Annotated in this window: 14 protein-coding genes; 5 read left to right on the top strand and 9 right to left on the bottom strand. The window is 46.0% G+C overall.

Annotation, left to right across the window (positions count from 1 at the left end; all coding sequences use genetic code 11):
• Positions 1-127 precede the first annotated feature (127 nt).
• Positions 128-1,081, top strand: coding sequence for a CorA family divalent cation transporter (locus NL644_RS09555; protein WP_104969730.1), 954 nt, complete (start codon positions 128-130; stop codon positions 1,079-1,081).
• Positions 1,082-1,160: 79 nt separating this feature from the next.
• Here NL644_RS09555 and NL644_RS09550 read toward each other — a convergent pair whose 3' ends face one another.
• The gene (locus NL644_RS09550) at positions 1,161-2,345 is read right to left on the bottom strand and encodes an NnrS family protein (RefSeq protein WP_253658347.1); all 1,185 of its coding nucleotides are present in this window, start codon (positions 2,343-2,345) and stop codon (positions 1,161-1,163) included.
• Between the two features lie 184 nt (positions 2,346-2,529).
• On the opposite strand from NL644_RS09550, the gene NL644_RS09545 reads away from it, so the two are divergent.
• Positions 2,530-3,081 (top strand): gamma-glutamylcyclotransferase family protein, encoded by a 552-nt coding sequence (locus NL644_RS09545; RefSeq protein ID WP_114323574.1) that lies wholly within the window; start codon positions 2,530-2,532, stop codon positions 3,079-3,081.
• Between the two features lie 38 nt (positions 3,082-3,119).
• Here NL644_RS09545 and NL644_RS09540 read toward each other — a convergent pair whose 3' ends face one another.
• Entirely contained in the window at positions 3,120-3,716 is a 597-nt protein-coding gene (locus NL644_RS09540; RefSeq protein ID WP_012841470.1) for an outer membrane beta-barrel protein, read from the bottom strand.
• Between the two features lie 146 nt (positions 3,717-3,862).
• The gene (locus NL644_RS09535) at positions 3,863-4,195 is read right to left on the bottom strand and encodes a tRNA-binding protein (RefSeq protein ID WP_005494151.1); all 333 of its coding nucleotides are present in this window, start codon (positions 4,193-4,195) and stop codon (positions 3,863-3,865) included.
• Between the two features lie 176 nt (positions 4,196-4,371).
• Here NL644_RS09535 and NL644_RS09530 point away from each other — a divergent pair, with 176 nt between their 5' ends.
• A complete protein-coding gene (locus tag NL644_RS09530) occupies positions 4,372-5,370 on the top strand; it encodes a substrate-binding domain-containing protein (RefSeq protein ID WP_253658346.1) in 999 nt (332 codons plus the stop codon).
• Between the two features lie 90 nt (positions 5,371-5,460).
• Here NL644_RS09530 and NL644_RS09525 read toward each other — a convergent pair whose 3' ends face one another.
• Positions 5,461-6,849 carry an MFS transporter gene (locus tag NL644_RS09525; RefSeq protein WP_253658345.1) on the bottom strand — a complete coding sequence of 463 codons (1,389 nt, stop codon included), beginning with the start codon at positions 6,847-6,849 and terminating at the stop codon, positions 5,461-5,463.
• A gap of 70 nt (positions 6,850-6,919) precedes the next feature.
• Complete coding sequence (locus NL644_RS09520; protein WP_167426285.1) at positions 6,920-7,990, bottom strand: cellulase family glycosylhydrolase; 1,071 nt, start codon at positions 7,988-7,990, stop codon at positions 6,920-6,922.
• Positions 7,991-8,202: 212 nt separating this feature from the next.
• Here NL644_RS09520 and NL644_RS09515 point away from each other — a divergent pair, with 212 nt between their 5' ends.
• Positions 8,203-9,228 (top strand): LacI family DNA-binding transcriptional regulator, encoded by a 1,026-nt coding sequence (locus tag NL644_RS09515; protein WP_253658344.1) that lies wholly within the window; start codon positions 8,203-8,205, stop codon positions 9,226-9,228.
• Positions 9,229-9,301: 73 nt separating this feature from the next.
• Here the strand turns inward: NL644_RS09515 and galM are convergent, their stop codons facing one another.
• The 4 genes from galM to galE all read right to left on the bottom strand — a co-directional run bounded on the left by galM (position 9,302) and on the right by galE (position 13,804).
• Positions 9,302-10,366: a galactose-1-epimerase gene (gene galM / locus NL644_RS09510; protein WP_253658343.1), complete on the bottom strand. Its 1,065-nt coding sequence runs from the start codon at positions 10,364-10,366 to the stop codon at positions 9,302-9,304.
• 9 nt (positions 10,367-10,375) lie between these two features.
• Positions 10,376-11,536 (bottom strand): galactokinase, encoded by a 1,161-nt coding sequence (galK, locus tag NL644_RS09505; RefSeq protein WP_253658342.1) that lies wholly within the window; start codon positions 11,534-11,536, stop codon positions 10,376-10,378.
• A 111-nt stretch (positions 11,537-11,647) separates the two neighbouring features.
• Positions 11,648-12,700 carry a UDP-glucose--hexose-1-phosphate uridylyltransferase gene (locus NL644_RS09500; RefSeq protein WP_253658341.1) on the bottom strand — a complete coding sequence of 351 codons (1,053 nt, stop codon included), beginning with the start codon at positions 12,698-12,700 and terminating at the stop codon, positions 11,648-11,650.
• Positions 12,701-12,784: 84 nt separating this feature from the next.
• Positions 12,785-13,804 carry a UDP-glucose 4-epimerase GalE gene (gene galE / locus NL644_RS09495; RefSeq protein WP_253658616.1) on the bottom strand — a complete coding sequence of 340 codons (1,020 nt, stop codon included), beginning with the start codon at positions 13,802-13,804 and terminating at the stop codon, positions 12,785-12,787.
• Between the two features lie 381 nt (positions 13,805-14,185).
• Here galE and ebgR point away from each other — a divergent pair, with 381 nt between their 5' ends.
• On the top strand, positions 14,186-15,172 hold the full coding sequence (ebgR, locus tag NL644_RS09490) for a transcriptional regulator EbgR (protein ID WP_253658340.1): 987 nt from the start codon (positions 14,186-14,188) through the stop codon (positions 15,170-15,172).
• Positions 15,173-15,391: the final 219 nt, after the last annotated feature.

The following is a 15,391-nucleotide window of genomic DNA, read 5'->3' as shown; positions in this document are numbered from 1 at the left end:
TTATCCCTGAATAACTTCATGGCGCTGGGTTCAGAACGTTATCACTGATGCACTTCCCGGAAAAATGCAGTGGAAGAACAGGCTCTTTCCGAGTTATTTGGGGAAAGGCTCAGACAAGGAAAAGAAAATGGGTTTTATGATTGAACATTGGGATTTTTCAACCCCAGAAGCAACTCAGCAATCCACAACGGCGGAGCAGATTCAAGCCAAACATTGGTACCATTGTGAACGGCTGCATCCCGATATTCGTGGCTGGCTAGAGCAAAACCAAGTACCACGTGCCACTGTTGATCACCTGTTAGCCGACGAGAGCCGACCGTCTTTCCACCCTTTGGATGACGAGAACTTCATGTTGATTTTACGAGGCGTCAATATGAATGGCGATGCTTCACCAGAAGACATGCTCAGTATTCGAATTCTCTATTTTCAAGGGGCACTGATTTCAACACGTAAGATCCCATCGCGTGCCATCATGGAAATTCGTCAAGCATTGGCGGAACATAAAGGTCCGAAAAGCCTTGCTGGTTTACTTCATCAGATTATTGAAGGATTAAATAGCAAAATAGACGTTTACCTCGATACGATTGAAGAGACGTTAAACCAGTTTGATGTGAATGATGAATCGACGTACAAGCATATGGCGACTCAAAAAGCGCTTATCTCCATCAAACGTTTTATTCGCCCTCAGCAATATGCTATTCGTGATCTCGTTGAATCAGAGTCCGAGTTGGTGGCTTTAAGGCCCCATCAATATCGCTTCGCCCACAATAATATTACGCGCATAAATGAAACACTTGAGTTTTATCTTGGAGAAGTCGCACTCTTTCAAGAAGAAATCAAACATCATCGTGACGAGAAAACTAATAAAAACAGTTATCTATTTACCTTAGTGGCGACTATTTTCTTGCCAACCAGCTTCCTTACAGGTTTGCTTGGCATCAACATTGGCGGTATGCCAGGCGTGGAATCTGCCATGGCGTTCACCTGGTTCTGTATCGCTTTAATTGTGATTTTTGCTCTAGAGTGGTGGCTATTCAAACGCTTGGGGTTCACGAATAAAGCGGACGACGAAGACGAATAAGCACTAATCCTATAAAGAACAAAAATCAAAAGAGAAAGAGGAGCGCGTGGCTCCTCTTTTCTCTACTCACATTAGAGCCCTATCCGGGATGACCATCAACGCGAGGGGTAATAAGCATCACGCCAAAGCGCCACACAAACAGGCCAAATGCGACAATCCACAATCCGCCACTGATATTAATCCACAGCATCATATTGGCAGGATCAAATATCACGGCAAAACTGCGAACCAAAGCTGCCGCGGTAATCGCCGCAAACGCAAGGCTCATGTTCGGACCTTTGTAGATCATGCGACCAGTGTGCCCCATCGTCACGCGCGCGATCATCGCCAAAATCAAGCCGCCTAATGCACCTATCGCAAACAGGTGAATCAGGTTATGGCTGGCAAATGCATCTCCCCAAGTGCCTCGTAAAATTAAGCTTAGTGGCAAACACAAATACGCAGTATGCAGCGACCACACTAAAGGCTCGCTCAGGGTTAACCAAGGTTTCCAGCGAACAAAACGCACCAACTGAGCAACTCCTGCAAACAGCATCAACGGATTGCCTAATTCTGCAAACGTCACAGGGAAAAAGCTCAGCACAAATAGCATTACCAACGGCAAGTTCGCGAACCATTCTAACCAAGCCAGTGGTTGCGCTTTTTCGAAATTAAATCGACGCGCAGTAAAGAATGGAATCACACGTCCGCCCATGACCGACAATAACAGCGTAAACCACCACAACATCGCCTGCCATACAGCAGAAGAGCTAAACGGCGGCATGCCTTTTATCGTCGCGTAACTTGCAAAGTTCGCAAAAATGGCCAAAAGAAACAGCGGTACAAAAAACAGATTACGCCAACCTTTGGCTCGATAAACACGAATGCCTACCTCATAGGCAACAAACAACAAAAATACCGCTTCAATGCTGCTGGTTAACCATAACGGCGCTGACGTCCAAAGCAATATTCGGGGCGCGAGCCATAAGCCAAATAAGACCAAAAGCGTGTAATGCTTGGTGCCATTAATGCCAGTCCAGTTTTGTACCGCGGTCAATACAAAACCAACCACAATCGCCATCGAAAAGCCGAACAACATTTCATGAACGTGCCACCATAATGCCGGTACAGTTAATGCGTTTGGCTGTCCGCTCTGGAACATCCACACCCACAACGCGATCGCAACAATGGCGTAAATCGACCCAAACAGAAAAAACGGCCGAAAGCCTAATCGCAGCCATGCGGGGATTTTTTCTTCCACTTTTTTATCGGTGATATTCAGCATTATCTTGCCCTCAAGCGTCTCTCGATGCTGGTTAACTCAGCTACAATATTGATGCTACCATAAACATGCATGGAAAATACATGTTATTAGTTAGGATTATACTTAAGAGGTAAAGTTGTGCTTCAGAGGCGGGTTAGGTATAAACGGTGAGAGACACAACCATCAGTTAAGGGATGCAACGAAGATGTACATATTTGGCTATGGCAGTTTGATTAATTCTGCGTCACGTAAGTTAACCGGACAAACGGGAGAAGCCATTCCCGTCATTGCTCATGGACTGGTGCGCTACTGGGGAAAGATTGATGACAGCTACACTCTGTCTCCTCTGGTTGTAAACCAAGGCGATGGGCAGGTCAACGGCGTTTTACTCGAAGTGAATGAAGAAGCTCTCGCAGAATTCGATCGCCGTGAGCGTGGTTATCATCGTATTCAAATTCAGCCAGATCAAATCGAATCGGACGCGAACTTTAACCAAGAACATAGCATCTGGGTTTACGTAAAAGACGAGCCATTACCACCGTGCGTAAAAAGCCCAATCATGCAAAGCTATGTCGATACCGTGCTAGCAGGTTGCTTGGAAGTATCTCATGCGTTTGCAGAGCATTTTGTGCGTCACACCATTGGCTGGCAACACGCAAAAGAAAATGACCGCCATCAACCCAAATACGGCAACCTTGCAGGCGTGCAAGAGCATCATTACGAGTTGATTGATAATCTAATCAAAAAAGGAGCCTAACGGCTCCTTTTTAGTATCTATGTTTTGCTTATGCGAGCTTAAAACTTGTAATCAACGCCAACGTACAGGCTGTCAAAATCAAATTCAAGATCGCCACCACCTTCAACATCGATGGTTACTGTAGAAGCACGGTAGCCACCAGAAACAACCAGACCTGAAGCAAATTCATAACCCACTTCAGCACCATAGTTAAAGCCAGCATCGCTACCATCAGTCTTACCAGTGAAACCAGAAAGGTTTGATTTTGCCTCTAAATCAACCCCAGTTACACCTAGACCAACAACAGCACCAACATAAAAACCAGTGCCAGAGAATTGGTACTTAGGTTTAGCATTAAGGTTGAATGAATAACCTTCAACAGTAGCTTCTAACCAATTACCCGCGCCCGATGCTTTTTCTTCGAAGCTACCGTAGTAAATGTACTCACCTTCTAAAGCCAATTTGAAGTTTTCTGAATATTGCAGCTCTTTACCTACCGCAATGCCCAAACCTGTAGCTGAAGAGCTGTAAGAGTGACCTTCAACTTCAAGATCAGAGTTAAGAATATCTGCGCCAACATACCAGTTACCTTTTGCTTGAACTGACGCTGAAGCAACCACTGCACCTAAAGCCAATAATGGCAATACTTTTTTCATTATAATTTCCTATGTTTTTCATACTGTTAAACAGTTTTTAAAAGCGCGGAGATTATAAATAGAGTTGAATATATTCCTATTGATTTATTTATAAAATGAGACACAAAACATAAACACAAACAATAAAACGTTTGCTTGATTAAACTCTAAACAATTCTCACCCCAGTCGGCATCGCTCTTTCTGGCGTTAGCAACACACTTTCGGATTCATCATCCGTTTCTGCGCACAACAACATACATTCTGAGGTTTCGCCGCGCATTTTGGCTTTGGCAAGATTACACAACACGACCACTTGTTTGCCCATCAACTCTTCCTCGGTGTAATAAGGTACTAAGCTGGTTACGGTTTGCAGTGTTTTTTCACCAATATCAATTTGCACAATGTACAGCTTGTCTGCATTTTGATGACGAGCCACTTCAATGATTTTTCCGGTACGAATTTCCAGTTTGGCAAAATCTGAGTAAGCGATAGTTTCCATAATTAAAACCTTAGTAAATTTTTACTAAAAAGATAACGTTTACACTATCAGTAAGCTTAATAAATACAAGTGGTAAAGATCTCATTTCCGAAAGCAAATCCCCTATCAAATTGCACTTATTACACAATGGGTGTTTAATACTTCCAGTCAAAATTTTTAGCCACTAAAGGTTCTATATGGCAACGATCAAGGATGTCGCGAAAGAAGCCGGTGTTTCGGTCGCAACGGTTTCTCGCGTGATCAACAAGTCCCCAAAAGCCAGTCAATCATCGGTAGAGTCGGTCACCAAAGCAATGAGCAAATTGGGCTACAGACCCAATGCCGCAGCTCGCGCACTGGTGAGTCAAAGCACAAATACCATGGGTGTGTTGGTGAGTGATGTGTCCGATCCTTTCTTCGGCACGTTGGTCAAATCCGTCGATAATGTCGCGCGCGAAAATGGCAAACATATCTTGATTGGCAACGGTTACCATAATCCAGAAGATGAGCGTCAAGCCCTAGAATTGCTGATCAACAGCCGTTGCGATGCAATAGTCATCCACTCGAAAGGCTTATCTGATGAGGAGCTAATTGGCTATGCCCAAGAAGTGAAAGGTATGGTGCTTATCAATCGACATATCCCAGAGCTGGCTGAACGCTGTATTTCCCTTGATAACCGCAAGGGGGCATTCCTCGCGACAGAATATTTGATTCGTCACGGGCATCGCAAAATTGCTTGCATTGCCTCATCCCACGATATCGAAGATACCGATGAGCGATTGCAAGGTTACCAAGCAGCATTGAAAGAACATGGTATTGAACTCTCCAAAAGCTACATCGAATACGGTGAACCCAACAGTGATGGTGGCGAAGTTGCGATGACCAACCTGTTAACCAAATCTTTGGAGATTACTGGAGTGGTGGCCTACAACGACTACATGGCCGCTGGCGCACTGGCAGCGTTGGATCAAAATGGCATTGACGTACCAAGTAAGGTTTCTATGGTCGGGTTCGATGATGGCTTGATCGCCCGCTTTGTTCACCCTAGCTTGACTACTATTCGCTACCCAATCGAGATGATGGCAGAACGAGCCGCGCGTTTGGCTTTGGCGCTATCTCGTGACGAAACAGTTGAAGACGAAACCATAATTTTTAGCCCAACTTTAGTACGAAGAAATTCTGTTGAGCGTTGTTGATGGTGGATAACCTGTCAATTGAAAACGAAAAGCCCGCTCAGGTTATTGAGCGGGCTTTTTCTTTGAGCACTTGTCGAGACGATATGGATTCTAGCTCAAGGCTTCGTTCGGTTTTGCAGACTTCACGTCAACGCCTTCCGCAAACTCACCACGCTGTAATTTTTCTCGTAAAATCGCGTGTTGGTCTTCGGTAAATGTGTAGCGAGACATAATGAAAATGCGCACTAGAGCTCCCAATGCAGGTAACAACGCAATACAGAAGAACATACCACTGAGCGCGGTCTCCGTTTGCGCTGTATTTGGTACATAGCCAATCATCGTCAAGATAACCCCCGTTAAGCCGCCCGCTACCGCAACAGAGAGTTTGCCTGTAAAGGTCTGTCCCGAGAACGTGATCGCCGCGGTACGTTTGCCACTGTGGTAGTAAGAGTACTCTACTGTGTCTGCAATCATGGCCGAGATAAGAGGGTTGGTCATCATAAAGATGCCTGTAATCACCGCTAACCACGCCATCACGACGGTTGGATTATCATAGCCAGTAAAATAGAACCCAATGCGAGCGATGATCTCTAAAACGCACAGCGCAATAAAGATGTCACGTTTTTTGAAACGCTTTGTCAGCACAGGCGTAGCTAAACACGCAATCGCACTTACCAAAGTGATGGTACCAATCAGAGAGACTAAACCTGCGTCACCCATGTTGTATGTGAAGAAGAAAATGTATAAGCCATTCACCAGATTGAAGAACACATTCATGAAAAACGCTGCCAGAATAAAAAACAACGGCTTGTTTTTACGAACGGCTTGAAAGGTTTGTTTTAGCGTGACTTTTTCACAGCTCTTCGTCGAGATGCGTTCTTTGGTGTTATAAAAACCGTTCAGCATGAAGAACAAACCCGCGATCATCAACACAATCACAGCTGGTAAGTAACCCTGATCTGCTCGGCCATCAGCGAAGTAAGCGCTCAGTTTCGGGAACACAACCAAAGTTGCACCAATACCTGCATTCACCCCTAACATGGCACAAGTTGCCGCTTTTGCTCGCTCTTGCGGTTCATCCGTCATAACAGAAGACATAGACCAAAACGGCACATCAGAAATGGTGTAAAGCGTACCCCAAAGAATGTAAGTGATACCGGCATAGATCACTTTTGTCGACGTATCAGCATCAATGTTATAGAAAGCGGCAACCGTGACCAGAACAATCAGAACCGGCGTAAACAGCATGTAAGGGCGGAATTTACCAAAGCGAGAGTCTAACGTGTCCATGTATCCGGCAATGAGCGGATCGTTCACCGCATCCCACACACGAGCAATCAAAAAAATCGTACTCGCCGCAATTGGAGAAATGCCCAAAATATCGGTATAGAAATAAAGAATAAAAGAGCCGACTAGACCAAAGCTAAAGCACTGGCCTACCCCATAGCCGAAGTAAGACATCAGCTCCTTATTAGTGAGTTTGTTTTGTAGAGTAGTCATTGTTCACGTCTCAATTGATTTTATTGTAAATAAGAAACCGACCCATTTCTCAGAGTCGGCTCACAGGCAATTAATCCACTTCTGCGAGTGTTTTGATCAATTGCACTTCGCTTGCGTCATACGGCTGTCCTTGCTCATCAAGCAGATCGTGGAACCATTGACTCGCATAGTTTGCATCGCTACGTTTTATCTCTGGCCAAGGCAGATGCGTTTGTGTTTTTCCTTTCACTAATCCCCACTGGTAGCAACCAATGTTTTTCTGTTTAAAGACCGGAAGCTGTTCGTGCATGTACGATTGCGCATGACGAGCAAGCCACTCAGTACACATCATTGGTCGGTTGTAGCTTTCTACAATTTCAACGGCTTCATGGAACAGATCGAGTGGTAAGTAAGCGTGGAAAGTAATGATGTCCGATAGCTCCATCGCTTTGCGATCGGTTGGGTGTTCATAAATCGGTAGGCTTCGGTCAAGAATGCTTGGCGCATGCCAAGCGCCAACGGTGAGAGGCTGAGTTGGGTTTTCTTCACGTGCCCACTCAAACGCTTTTTCCATCAGCTCATGACTAAAGGTTTCCATTTCTTCGTCGTAAGCGATCTCACCCGTAGTGGTGAAAATCATGCGGTTGGTTGGCTCGTTATAGAGATCCCAAATAACGATTCGAGGGTCATTTTTGTAGGTAGAGATGATGTCGCGAATATACGCTTCGACCTCACCCCACATAGATTTGTCCATCACCACATTGCGACCAGGACTTGCTGCTGCTTGGCTGTTGTGCAAATCCGGTACTGGCGCTTTTTGTTCACCAAGATAAGGATGGTCGCCCGAAAAACCGCAGTCATCCATCGGCGTGAGCATCACTTTGATTTGATTGCGTTCGCAAATATCCAGAAAGCGCTCAATTCGCGCATGTAAACCATCGCGATCCGCTTGCCAAACTATAAATGGTAAGTTGGTACGTAAAGTGTTGTAACCCACATCATGCGCCCAAGCTAACTCTTGTTCCATCACCTCAGGTGCAAAAGATTCCGCTTGCCACATCTCATTCCAGTTAACCGCTGTGCGCGGTAAATAGTTAAAGCCACGTAGCCAGCCATGCTCTTTTTGCCATTGCCACGCTTTCTCTTCCGACCATCTTTTCATCTTACTCACCTTAAAACTAAATTATTAACTAATAATATTAGCTAATATATTAATTAATAATTTAATGACTAGGTGCTCAAAGAATAAACGTGGTGAAAATCACAGCTTTTAAGTTGCTCTGACTTACTTTTGTGATCTTTATCTTTAAAGGATGATCCGAACTTAATCTTTAGCTAATATCTTTAGCTAACGAAATTACGTAAAAGAGCAGAATGGCTAAAAAAATCACCATGAGTGACATTGCGGCGGCGGCTGGCGTCTCTCAGTCGACCGTATCGCTGGTATTGAATGGCTCAACTTCCGTAAAAATCGCGGAAGCGACCAAACGTAAAGTGCTCGAAACCGCAGAATCACTTGGCTACAAAAACAAAAAGGTTGCCCATGCTTTGGGACGCCCTAAAAAGATCGCATTGGTGATCAACGGCTTAACCAGTTATGACCCATTTATCGATGCCATCAATGCAGCGAGAGAAGAAGCGTGGTCGAACGACTACATATTGGTGACCTTCAATTACAGCCATGATGAAGTGTTGGCAAGCAAGATTGAGTCGGAGATCAACGGCGGTGATTACGCAGGCTTGGTTTACGCATCCAGTATGACGCGAGAGTTGGAGCAGCAACGCGTCACAACTTCCTTACCGACTGTACTGCTGAACTGCACCAACGAAGAACACACCGAAATGCCAAGTATTTTGCCGGCCGATATGATTGGAGCTTACAAAGCAGTTTCACACCTCACGACGCAAGGTTATCGTCGCATTGCCATGCTGTCTGGTGAAAGTTGGATGCTAGCCAGTAAGCAACGTGCCGATGGTTATCGTCAGGCTCTCATTGATGCAGACATCATTCCTAACTCAGAGTATTTAGTCGATGCAAACTGGTCGCTAAAAAAAGCGCACCAGCAAACACTGGCACTACTGAATATGGAGCAGCCGCCAGAAGCGATTTTCTGTGGCAGCGACTATATGGCAATGGGGTGCTATCAAGCGATAGCGGAGTTGGGGTTGAAGATTCCTCAGGATGTTGCCGTTGTCGGTTACGATAATCAGCAAATCGCCTCTGAAAGCTTCCCAGCATTAACGTCGGTTGAACTGCCCTACTCAGACATGGGTAAACTCGCAATCGAATCGTTGATGGCACTGATTGAAGGGCAACCGTTGCTTTCTAACAAACGCAAAGTAGAGGGTGAGCTCATCGTTCGAACCTCTTCGACAAAAACAAAAAAGGTGGGCATGTAGCCCACCATAACACCCAAAGTCGTTGGAGTTGCAGCATCGCTGCCGCTGCAAGTTCAAAGGGCAGAAGTGCTATCTAAAATTCAAACTGATAAGTAGTTTGATGCTGATAGCAATCCCCAGAGCTCAACACCCCATTGTTGAGTCCCCATTCTGGTTTGTTTGGCCCGTCTGGAAAGTATTGCGTTTCCAATGCTAGGCCGTCATAGCGTTCGTAAGTTTTACTTGCACCTGGCGTACCGGCTAAGAAATTCCCTGAATAGAACTGGATGGCAGGTTTGGTGGTTTTCACCTTCATCACCACATCTTCTTTTGGTGCAATTAAAACCGCAGCGACAGACACGCCATCGATCACTTCAGGCATGAATACAAAGGCGTGATCGTAGCCACCAGCGGTTTTCTGATCTTGCTCAGCAAGAAATTCTTGGCCAATCAATTTTGGCTCGGTGAAGTCGAAACTGGTACCCGAAACTGGCTTTTGTTCACCGGAAGGAATTAACCCCGCATCCGTTGGCAAGTAATGCCCAGCATTGAGCTGTAAAGTATGCTCCAAACTTTTCGCTCGGCTCGCCTCACCAGCCAAGTTAAAGTAGGCGTGATTGGTTAAATTCACTGGAGATGTTTTGTCGGTCTTAGCATCATAGGCAATAGCTAGTTCATTCTCGTCAGTGAGCGTGTACGTCACCTTCACACCGAGATTTCCCGGATAGCCTTGGTCACCGTCCGGGGATCGAAGTGAAAAAGTGACCTGTTGATCATTTTGCTCTTCAACCTTCCAGCGGCGTTTATCAAACCCTTCCAGCCCACCGTGCAGTGAGTTTTCACCGTTATTGATACCAAGTTGATACTTCTCTCCGTCTATCTCAAACTGCCCCTTCGCAATTCGGTTAGCAAAGCGGCCAACAATGGAACCGAAGTAAGCGTCTTGCTTCATGTGTTCAGCCATATTTGGTGAGCGCAACAACACTTCACGGTTTTCACCATTTATCGGTAATGTGCAACTCAACCACGTCGCACCGATATCCATAAACGACGCCGTCATACCATTCGCGTTGGTCAAATGAATCAGATTCGCAGTTTGGCCATCAAACGACGGCGTTTGCGCCATCGCTTGTTCTAGTTGTTGAAAATAGGCTTTCATCATCATTCCTTACAGCACTTCAACCAAACCCGCACCATTTTGGGCTTGGCAAACATAAATCGACTCTTTTAAGCCCGTAGCCGCTTGGTACTTCGCTTCAACTTCCGCTTTCACGTCATCAACCAGTGCTGGCGGTACAAGTGCCACGATGCAACCACCAAAGCCACCGCCAGTCATGCGCACGCCGCCTTGATCGCCGATCACCTCTTTGACTATCTCCACCAGCGTATCGATTTCTTTTACCGTAATTTCGAAATCATCGCGCATCGAGGCATGAGACTCGGCCATCAGCTCACCCATGCGCTTCATGTCGTGTGCTCGTAGCGCTTGCGCCGCTTCCACAGTACGATCATTTTCTGTGATGACGTGACGAGCACGCTTGGCCACCATTTCATCCAGCTCAGCGACTTTCTCGTTGAACTGATCAATCGTCACATCACGCAAAGCTTTCACACCGAAAATGCGCGCCGCTTCTTCACATTGTTGACGACGAGTGTTGTATTCACTGTCTACCAAGCCACGTTTTTTGTTCGAGTTGATGATCACCACGGCCATATCTTCAGGCATCGATACCGCTTCAGTTTCTAGGCTACGACAGTCCAACAGCATAGCGTGGTTTTCACGACCTTCTGCCGAAATCATTTGGTCCATAATGCCGCAGTTACAACCAACGAATTCGTTCTCAGCTTGCTGGCCGTTTAGCGCAATTTCCGCTTGGCTGATTTCTAGATTGAACAGCACTTTGAACGTTTGACCAATCACCACTTCCAACGCTGCCGACGAGCTTAAACCCGCACCTTGAGGCACGTTACCGCTAACAGAAATATCCGCACCAGTGAATTGGTAACCACGAACAAGAAGACACTTCACTACACCGCGAATGTAGTTCGCCCACATTTTGTCTTGCTGGAAGGTAATGGCTTGCGTGATATCGAACTCATCAACGGCGTTGCCGTAATCCACAGAAACTACGCGCACTAGGTTGTCTTCACGCTTCGCTGCCGCCACAACGGTTTGGTAGTTAATGGCACACGGTAGGACAAAACCATCGTTGTAATCGGTGTGCTCACCAATCAAGTTCACACGACCAGGCGCTTGGATAATATGGCTAGGTGCGTAGCCCAACACTTGCTCAAATGACGCTTTCACATTTTGGATAAGTTCAGACATAGGGACGTTCTCTTAAATTATAAATTTGGTATTGGGATAGCGCGTTGAGCCTAACTTTCTATCTGTAAAGTCGCGCTATCCCGTTATTCGTAATCAGTCCAATTTAAAGACTTAGCATTCTTTGTAGTGGACATCACTCACATCACGCAGACGCTGCGCCGCTTGTTCTGCGGTTAGGTCACGTTGGCTTTCTGCCAGCATTTCATAGCCAACCATAAACTTACGAACCGTTGCACTACGTAGCAGTGGCGGGTAGAACAACGCGTGCAGTTGCCAATGGTCGATATCGGTATCTTCTTCAAAGAACGGCGCATAATGCCAACCCATTGAGTAAGGGAAAGAGCATTGGAATAGGTTGTCGTAACGGCTGGTCAGCTTCTTAATCGCTAGCGCTAAATCGTCTCGTTGCTCATCGCTGAGTTCGCTCATGCGACGAATGTGCGTTTTCGGCAACAACATGGTTTCGAACGGCCAAGCAGCCCAGTAAGGCACCACCGCCAGCCAATGTTCGGTTTCCACCACAATGCGTGAGCCGTCTTTGAGTTCCGCTTGCACGTAATCCACCAGCAAGTTGCTGCCATGTTCTTGGTAGTAGGCTTTTAGGTTGTGCTCTTTGCGCTCGATTTCATTTGGTAAGAAGCTGTTCGCCCAGATTTGACCGTGCGGATGAGGCTGAGAACAGCCCATGGTTTCGCCTTTGTTTTCGAACGCCTGAACCCAAACGTACTCTTTGCCTAGCTCTTCAATTTGTTCGTTCCATGTATCTATCACGCCACGAATTTTATCCACTGGCAGCTCTGGTAAGGTTTTGCTGTGATCTGGCGAGAAGCAAATCACTCGGCTCAAACCACGCACGCCTTGCGTTTTGAATAGCGGGTTGTTTGACTCCGGTGCATCTGGTGAATCCACCATCAGCGCAGCAAAATCGTTATTGAACACATAAGTGCCTTGGTAGTCTGGATTAACATCGCCAGAGATACGTTCATTGGTTGGACAAAGGAAACATTTACCGTCATAGCTTGGTAGCTCATCCAACGCGGGCTTTTCATCTGCGCCACTCCAAGGGCGTTTTGCACGGTGAGGTGAAACCAAAATCCATTGCCCAGTCAGAGGGTTGTAACGGCGGTGTGGATGATCCACTGGGTTAAATTCGACATTCGACATGTTACTTACTCAACTTTTAAGAATTCTTTCATCTGCATTTCTCAATGGAATTGGAAAGTGCAAACAACAATGCGGCGACGTAAACTACGCAGGGGAATAGCCATTGGGATTCTTTGACTGCCATTGCCACGTATCAGCGGTCATTTCAGCCACCGTGCGTATTGCTTTCCAGCCTAGTTCACGCTCAGCTTTTTCCGTGCTTGCCCAACATTCAGCAATATCCCCAGGACGACGCGGGCATAACTCGTAAGGCACAGGTTTACCGCAAGCGGTCGCGAACGCATCCACCATCTCAAGTACGCTCGAGCCTTTACCTGTACCTAAGTTGTAAATGTGCAAACCCGATGTTTCCCCCACCGATTTCAATGCCGCAATATGGCCGTCGGCCAAATCCATCACATGGATGTAATCACGTACACCAGTGCCGTCTGGTGTTGGGTAGTCGCTACCGAATACCGAGAGTTTTTCTCGGCGACCAACAGCGACTTGGGCGATAAATGGCATCAGGTTATTGGGAATGCCTTGTGGGTCTTCCCCCATGCAGCCCGATGGGTGCGCGCCAACTGGGTTGAAGTAACGCAGTAAGGTGATGCTCCAATCGTTTTCAGCATGGAACAGATCGCTTAAGCATTGCTCCACCATATATTTGCTGCGTCCGTATGGGTTGGTGGTTGCGCCTGTTGGTGAATCTTCCGTAATCGGCACTATTTCAGGGTCACCGTAAACCGTTGCCGATGAACTGAATACGATGCTTTTCACGCCCGCTTTACGCATGCTGCGCGCTAACACCAATGAGCCATTGACGTTGTTGTCGTAGTACTCAAGTGGTTTTGCCACCGATTCGCCAACCGCTTTGAGGCCAGCAAAGTGGATCACGGCTTGGATTTCGTGCTGCGCGAATACCGTATCCAAAAAGGCTTCGTCACGGATGTCACCTTGGTGGAACGCAGGCTGTTTGCCAGTCAGCGCTTCAATACGGTTTAACACTTCCAGTTTGGCGTTACACAAGTTATCAACGATGATAGGTTCCATTCCCGCTTCAATCATCTGAACGCAAGTGTGACTACCGATGTATCCCATACCGCCTGTGACAAGAACTTTCACTTTTTGCTTCTCCACGTTTGCTGCTTTCTGTTCATACCTCACTCTGATGCGCTAAAAGCCAATCGCCATTGCATCGAATCGGTACGCCCATTTCTTAACTGGCTAAAAGTCTAGCAACCAATCTCGATCCAGATCCGTGATCGAATTCAAATTGTGTAAACGTTTCCACAAAATTACAAAAAAGCCTTATTTTAGATGAAGACTTTAGTTAAATTAAACCGGGAAGATGATGAGCAGTGAAGATGAGTCGAACAGATACCGCTCTCTTTCGTGGATCGCACGATTTTACTAAAAGTTTGTGCATCCCTAAGTAGCTGTTTACAATAGCCAGATTATTGAGTTCTCACTTGGAGAAGTGAGCAATGCCAACGGGAAATGTACATGGCAACACTAAAAGATATCGCCACTGAAGCGGGCGTCTCACTTGCAACTGTATCGCGAGTTTTGAATGACGATCCGACGTTGAGCGTTAAAGAAGAAACCAAACGCCGCATTTTAGAAATCGCAGAAAAGCTGGAGTACCGCACCAGCAGCTCGAAGAAAGCCACCAAAGAAGCCAAGCAAAAACATCACTTTTTGGCCTTGTACAATTACAAACAAGAAGCAGAAGTGAACGACCCGTACTACTTGTCGATTCGTCATGGGATTGAAACTCAGTGCGACAAACTCGGCATTACGCTAACCAATTGCTACAACAGCGAAATTGATGTTGAAACGCAGAAGATCACGGGTGTCCTTTTAGTCGGGAAAGTCGACCAAAAGGTGGTCAATAAGTTACCTAAACGCCTAGCCGATAGCATCTGTTACATTGACTTTTCAGATCCAACTAGTCCTTACGATTGCGTTGATATCGACCTTGTAAGAATCAGCAAGCAAGTGGTTGATTTCTTTCTACAACAAGGCTATGAACGCATCGGCTTTATTGGTGGACAAGACGAACCCAACACCGCAGACATTCGTGAAAATGCGTTTGTGGACTACGGCAGTCTAAAAGGTGTGGTTTCTGAAGACGACATTTATCGTGGCGATTTCTCTAGCTTGTCCGGTTATGACTTAGCGAAAGAGATGCTGGCCAAAGGCGATTTCCCAAAAGCGATGTTCATTGCTTCGGACTCCATTGCGATTGGTGTGTTACGTGCAGTGCATGAGTTTGGTTTAAACATTCCTGATGATATTGCGCTGATCAGCGTGAACGACATTCCTACCGCGCGCTTTACCTTCCCACCTCTATCTACCGTTCGTATTCATTCTGAAATGATGGGTATTCAAGGCGTGAACTTGTTAGTAGAAAAATACCGTGACGGACGCGCACTGCCCCTTCAAGTGTACGTTCCAAGCAAGCTCAAGCTACGCGGCACAACTCGATAAAAACACCCTCAAAACTGCTCAAATAAGGCACTGAATTTTCAGTGCTTTTTTATTTCTTCTTTTACTTTCTACCGAATTTTTACTGTTTTTACTTTCCAAAACAATCTAGATCTCATTCCTTTACGCTGATCACATCTTGCTCAACATTGGTCATTTAAAACGTGACAAAGTTAAAGTAAAACGTTTCCACTGATTTATTTTAGTAAAACTTTTACTAAT

The organism is Vibrio sp. Y10_XG_PY6 (assembly GCF_024181795.1).
In the GTDB taxonomy this organism is placed as follows: Bacteria; Pseudomonadota; Gammaproteobacteria; order Enterobacterales; family Vibrionaceae; genus Vibrio; species Vibrio diabolicus.
Note: the sequence above shows the minus strand (reverse complement) of the source record. Positions and strands in the feature narration are given on the sequence as shown.

Excerpts from the sequence above, each read along its gene's own strand:
- NL644_RS09520 (WP_167426285.1), bottom strand. The coding sequence starts at position 7,990 with ATGAAAAGATGGTCGGAAGAGAAAGCGTGGCAATGGCAAAAAGAGCAT.
- NL644_RS09515 (WP_253658344.1), top strand. The coding sequence starts at position 8,203 with ATGGCTAAAAAAATCACCATGAGTGACATTGCGGCGGCGGCTGGCGTC.
- NL644_RS09540 (WP_012841470.1), bottom strand. The coding sequence starts at position 3,716 with ATGAAAAAAGTATTGCCATTATTGGCTTTAGGTGCAGTGGTTGCTTCA.
- NL644_RS09530 (WP_253658346.1), top strand. The coding sequence starts at position 4,372 with ATGGCAACGATCAAGGATGTCGCGAAAGAAGCCGGTGTTTCGGTCGCA.
- galK (WP_253658342.1), bottom strand. The coding sequence starts at position 11,536 with ATGTCTGAACTTATCCAAAATGTGAAAGCGTCATTTGAGCAAGTGTTG.
- ebgR (WP_253658340.1), top strand. The coding sequence starts at position 14,186 with ATGGCAACACTAAAAGATATCGCCACTGAAGCGGGCGTCTCACTTGCA.
- NL644_RS09550 (WP_253658347.1), bottom strand. The coding sequence starts at position 2,345 with ATGCTGAATATCACCGATAAAAAAGTGGAAGAAAAAATCCCCGCATGG.
- NL644_RS09525 (WP_253658345.1), bottom strand. The coding sequence starts at position 6,849 with ATGACTACTCTACAAAACAAACTCACTAATAAGGAGCTGATGTCTTAC.
- NL644_RS09535 (WP_005494151.1), bottom strand. The coding sequence starts at position 4,195 with ATGGAAACTATCGCTTACTCAGATTTTGCCAAACTGGAAATTCGTACC.
- NL644_RS09555 (WP_104969730.1), top strand. The coding sequence starts at position 128 with ATGGGTTTTATGATTGAACATTGGGATTTTTCAACCCCAGAAGCAACT.
- galM (WP_253658343.1), bottom strand. The coding sequence starts at position 10,366 with ATGAAAGCCTATTTTCAACAACTAGAACAAGCGATGGCGCAAACGCCG.
- NL644_RS09545 (WP_114323574.1), top strand. The coding sequence starts at position 2,530 with ATGTACATATTTGGCTATGGCAGTTTGATTAATTCTGCGTCACGTAAG.
- NL644_RS09500 (WP_253658341.1), bottom strand. The coding sequence starts at position 12,700 with ATGTCGAATGTCGAATTTAACCCAGTGGATCATCCACACCGCCGTTAC.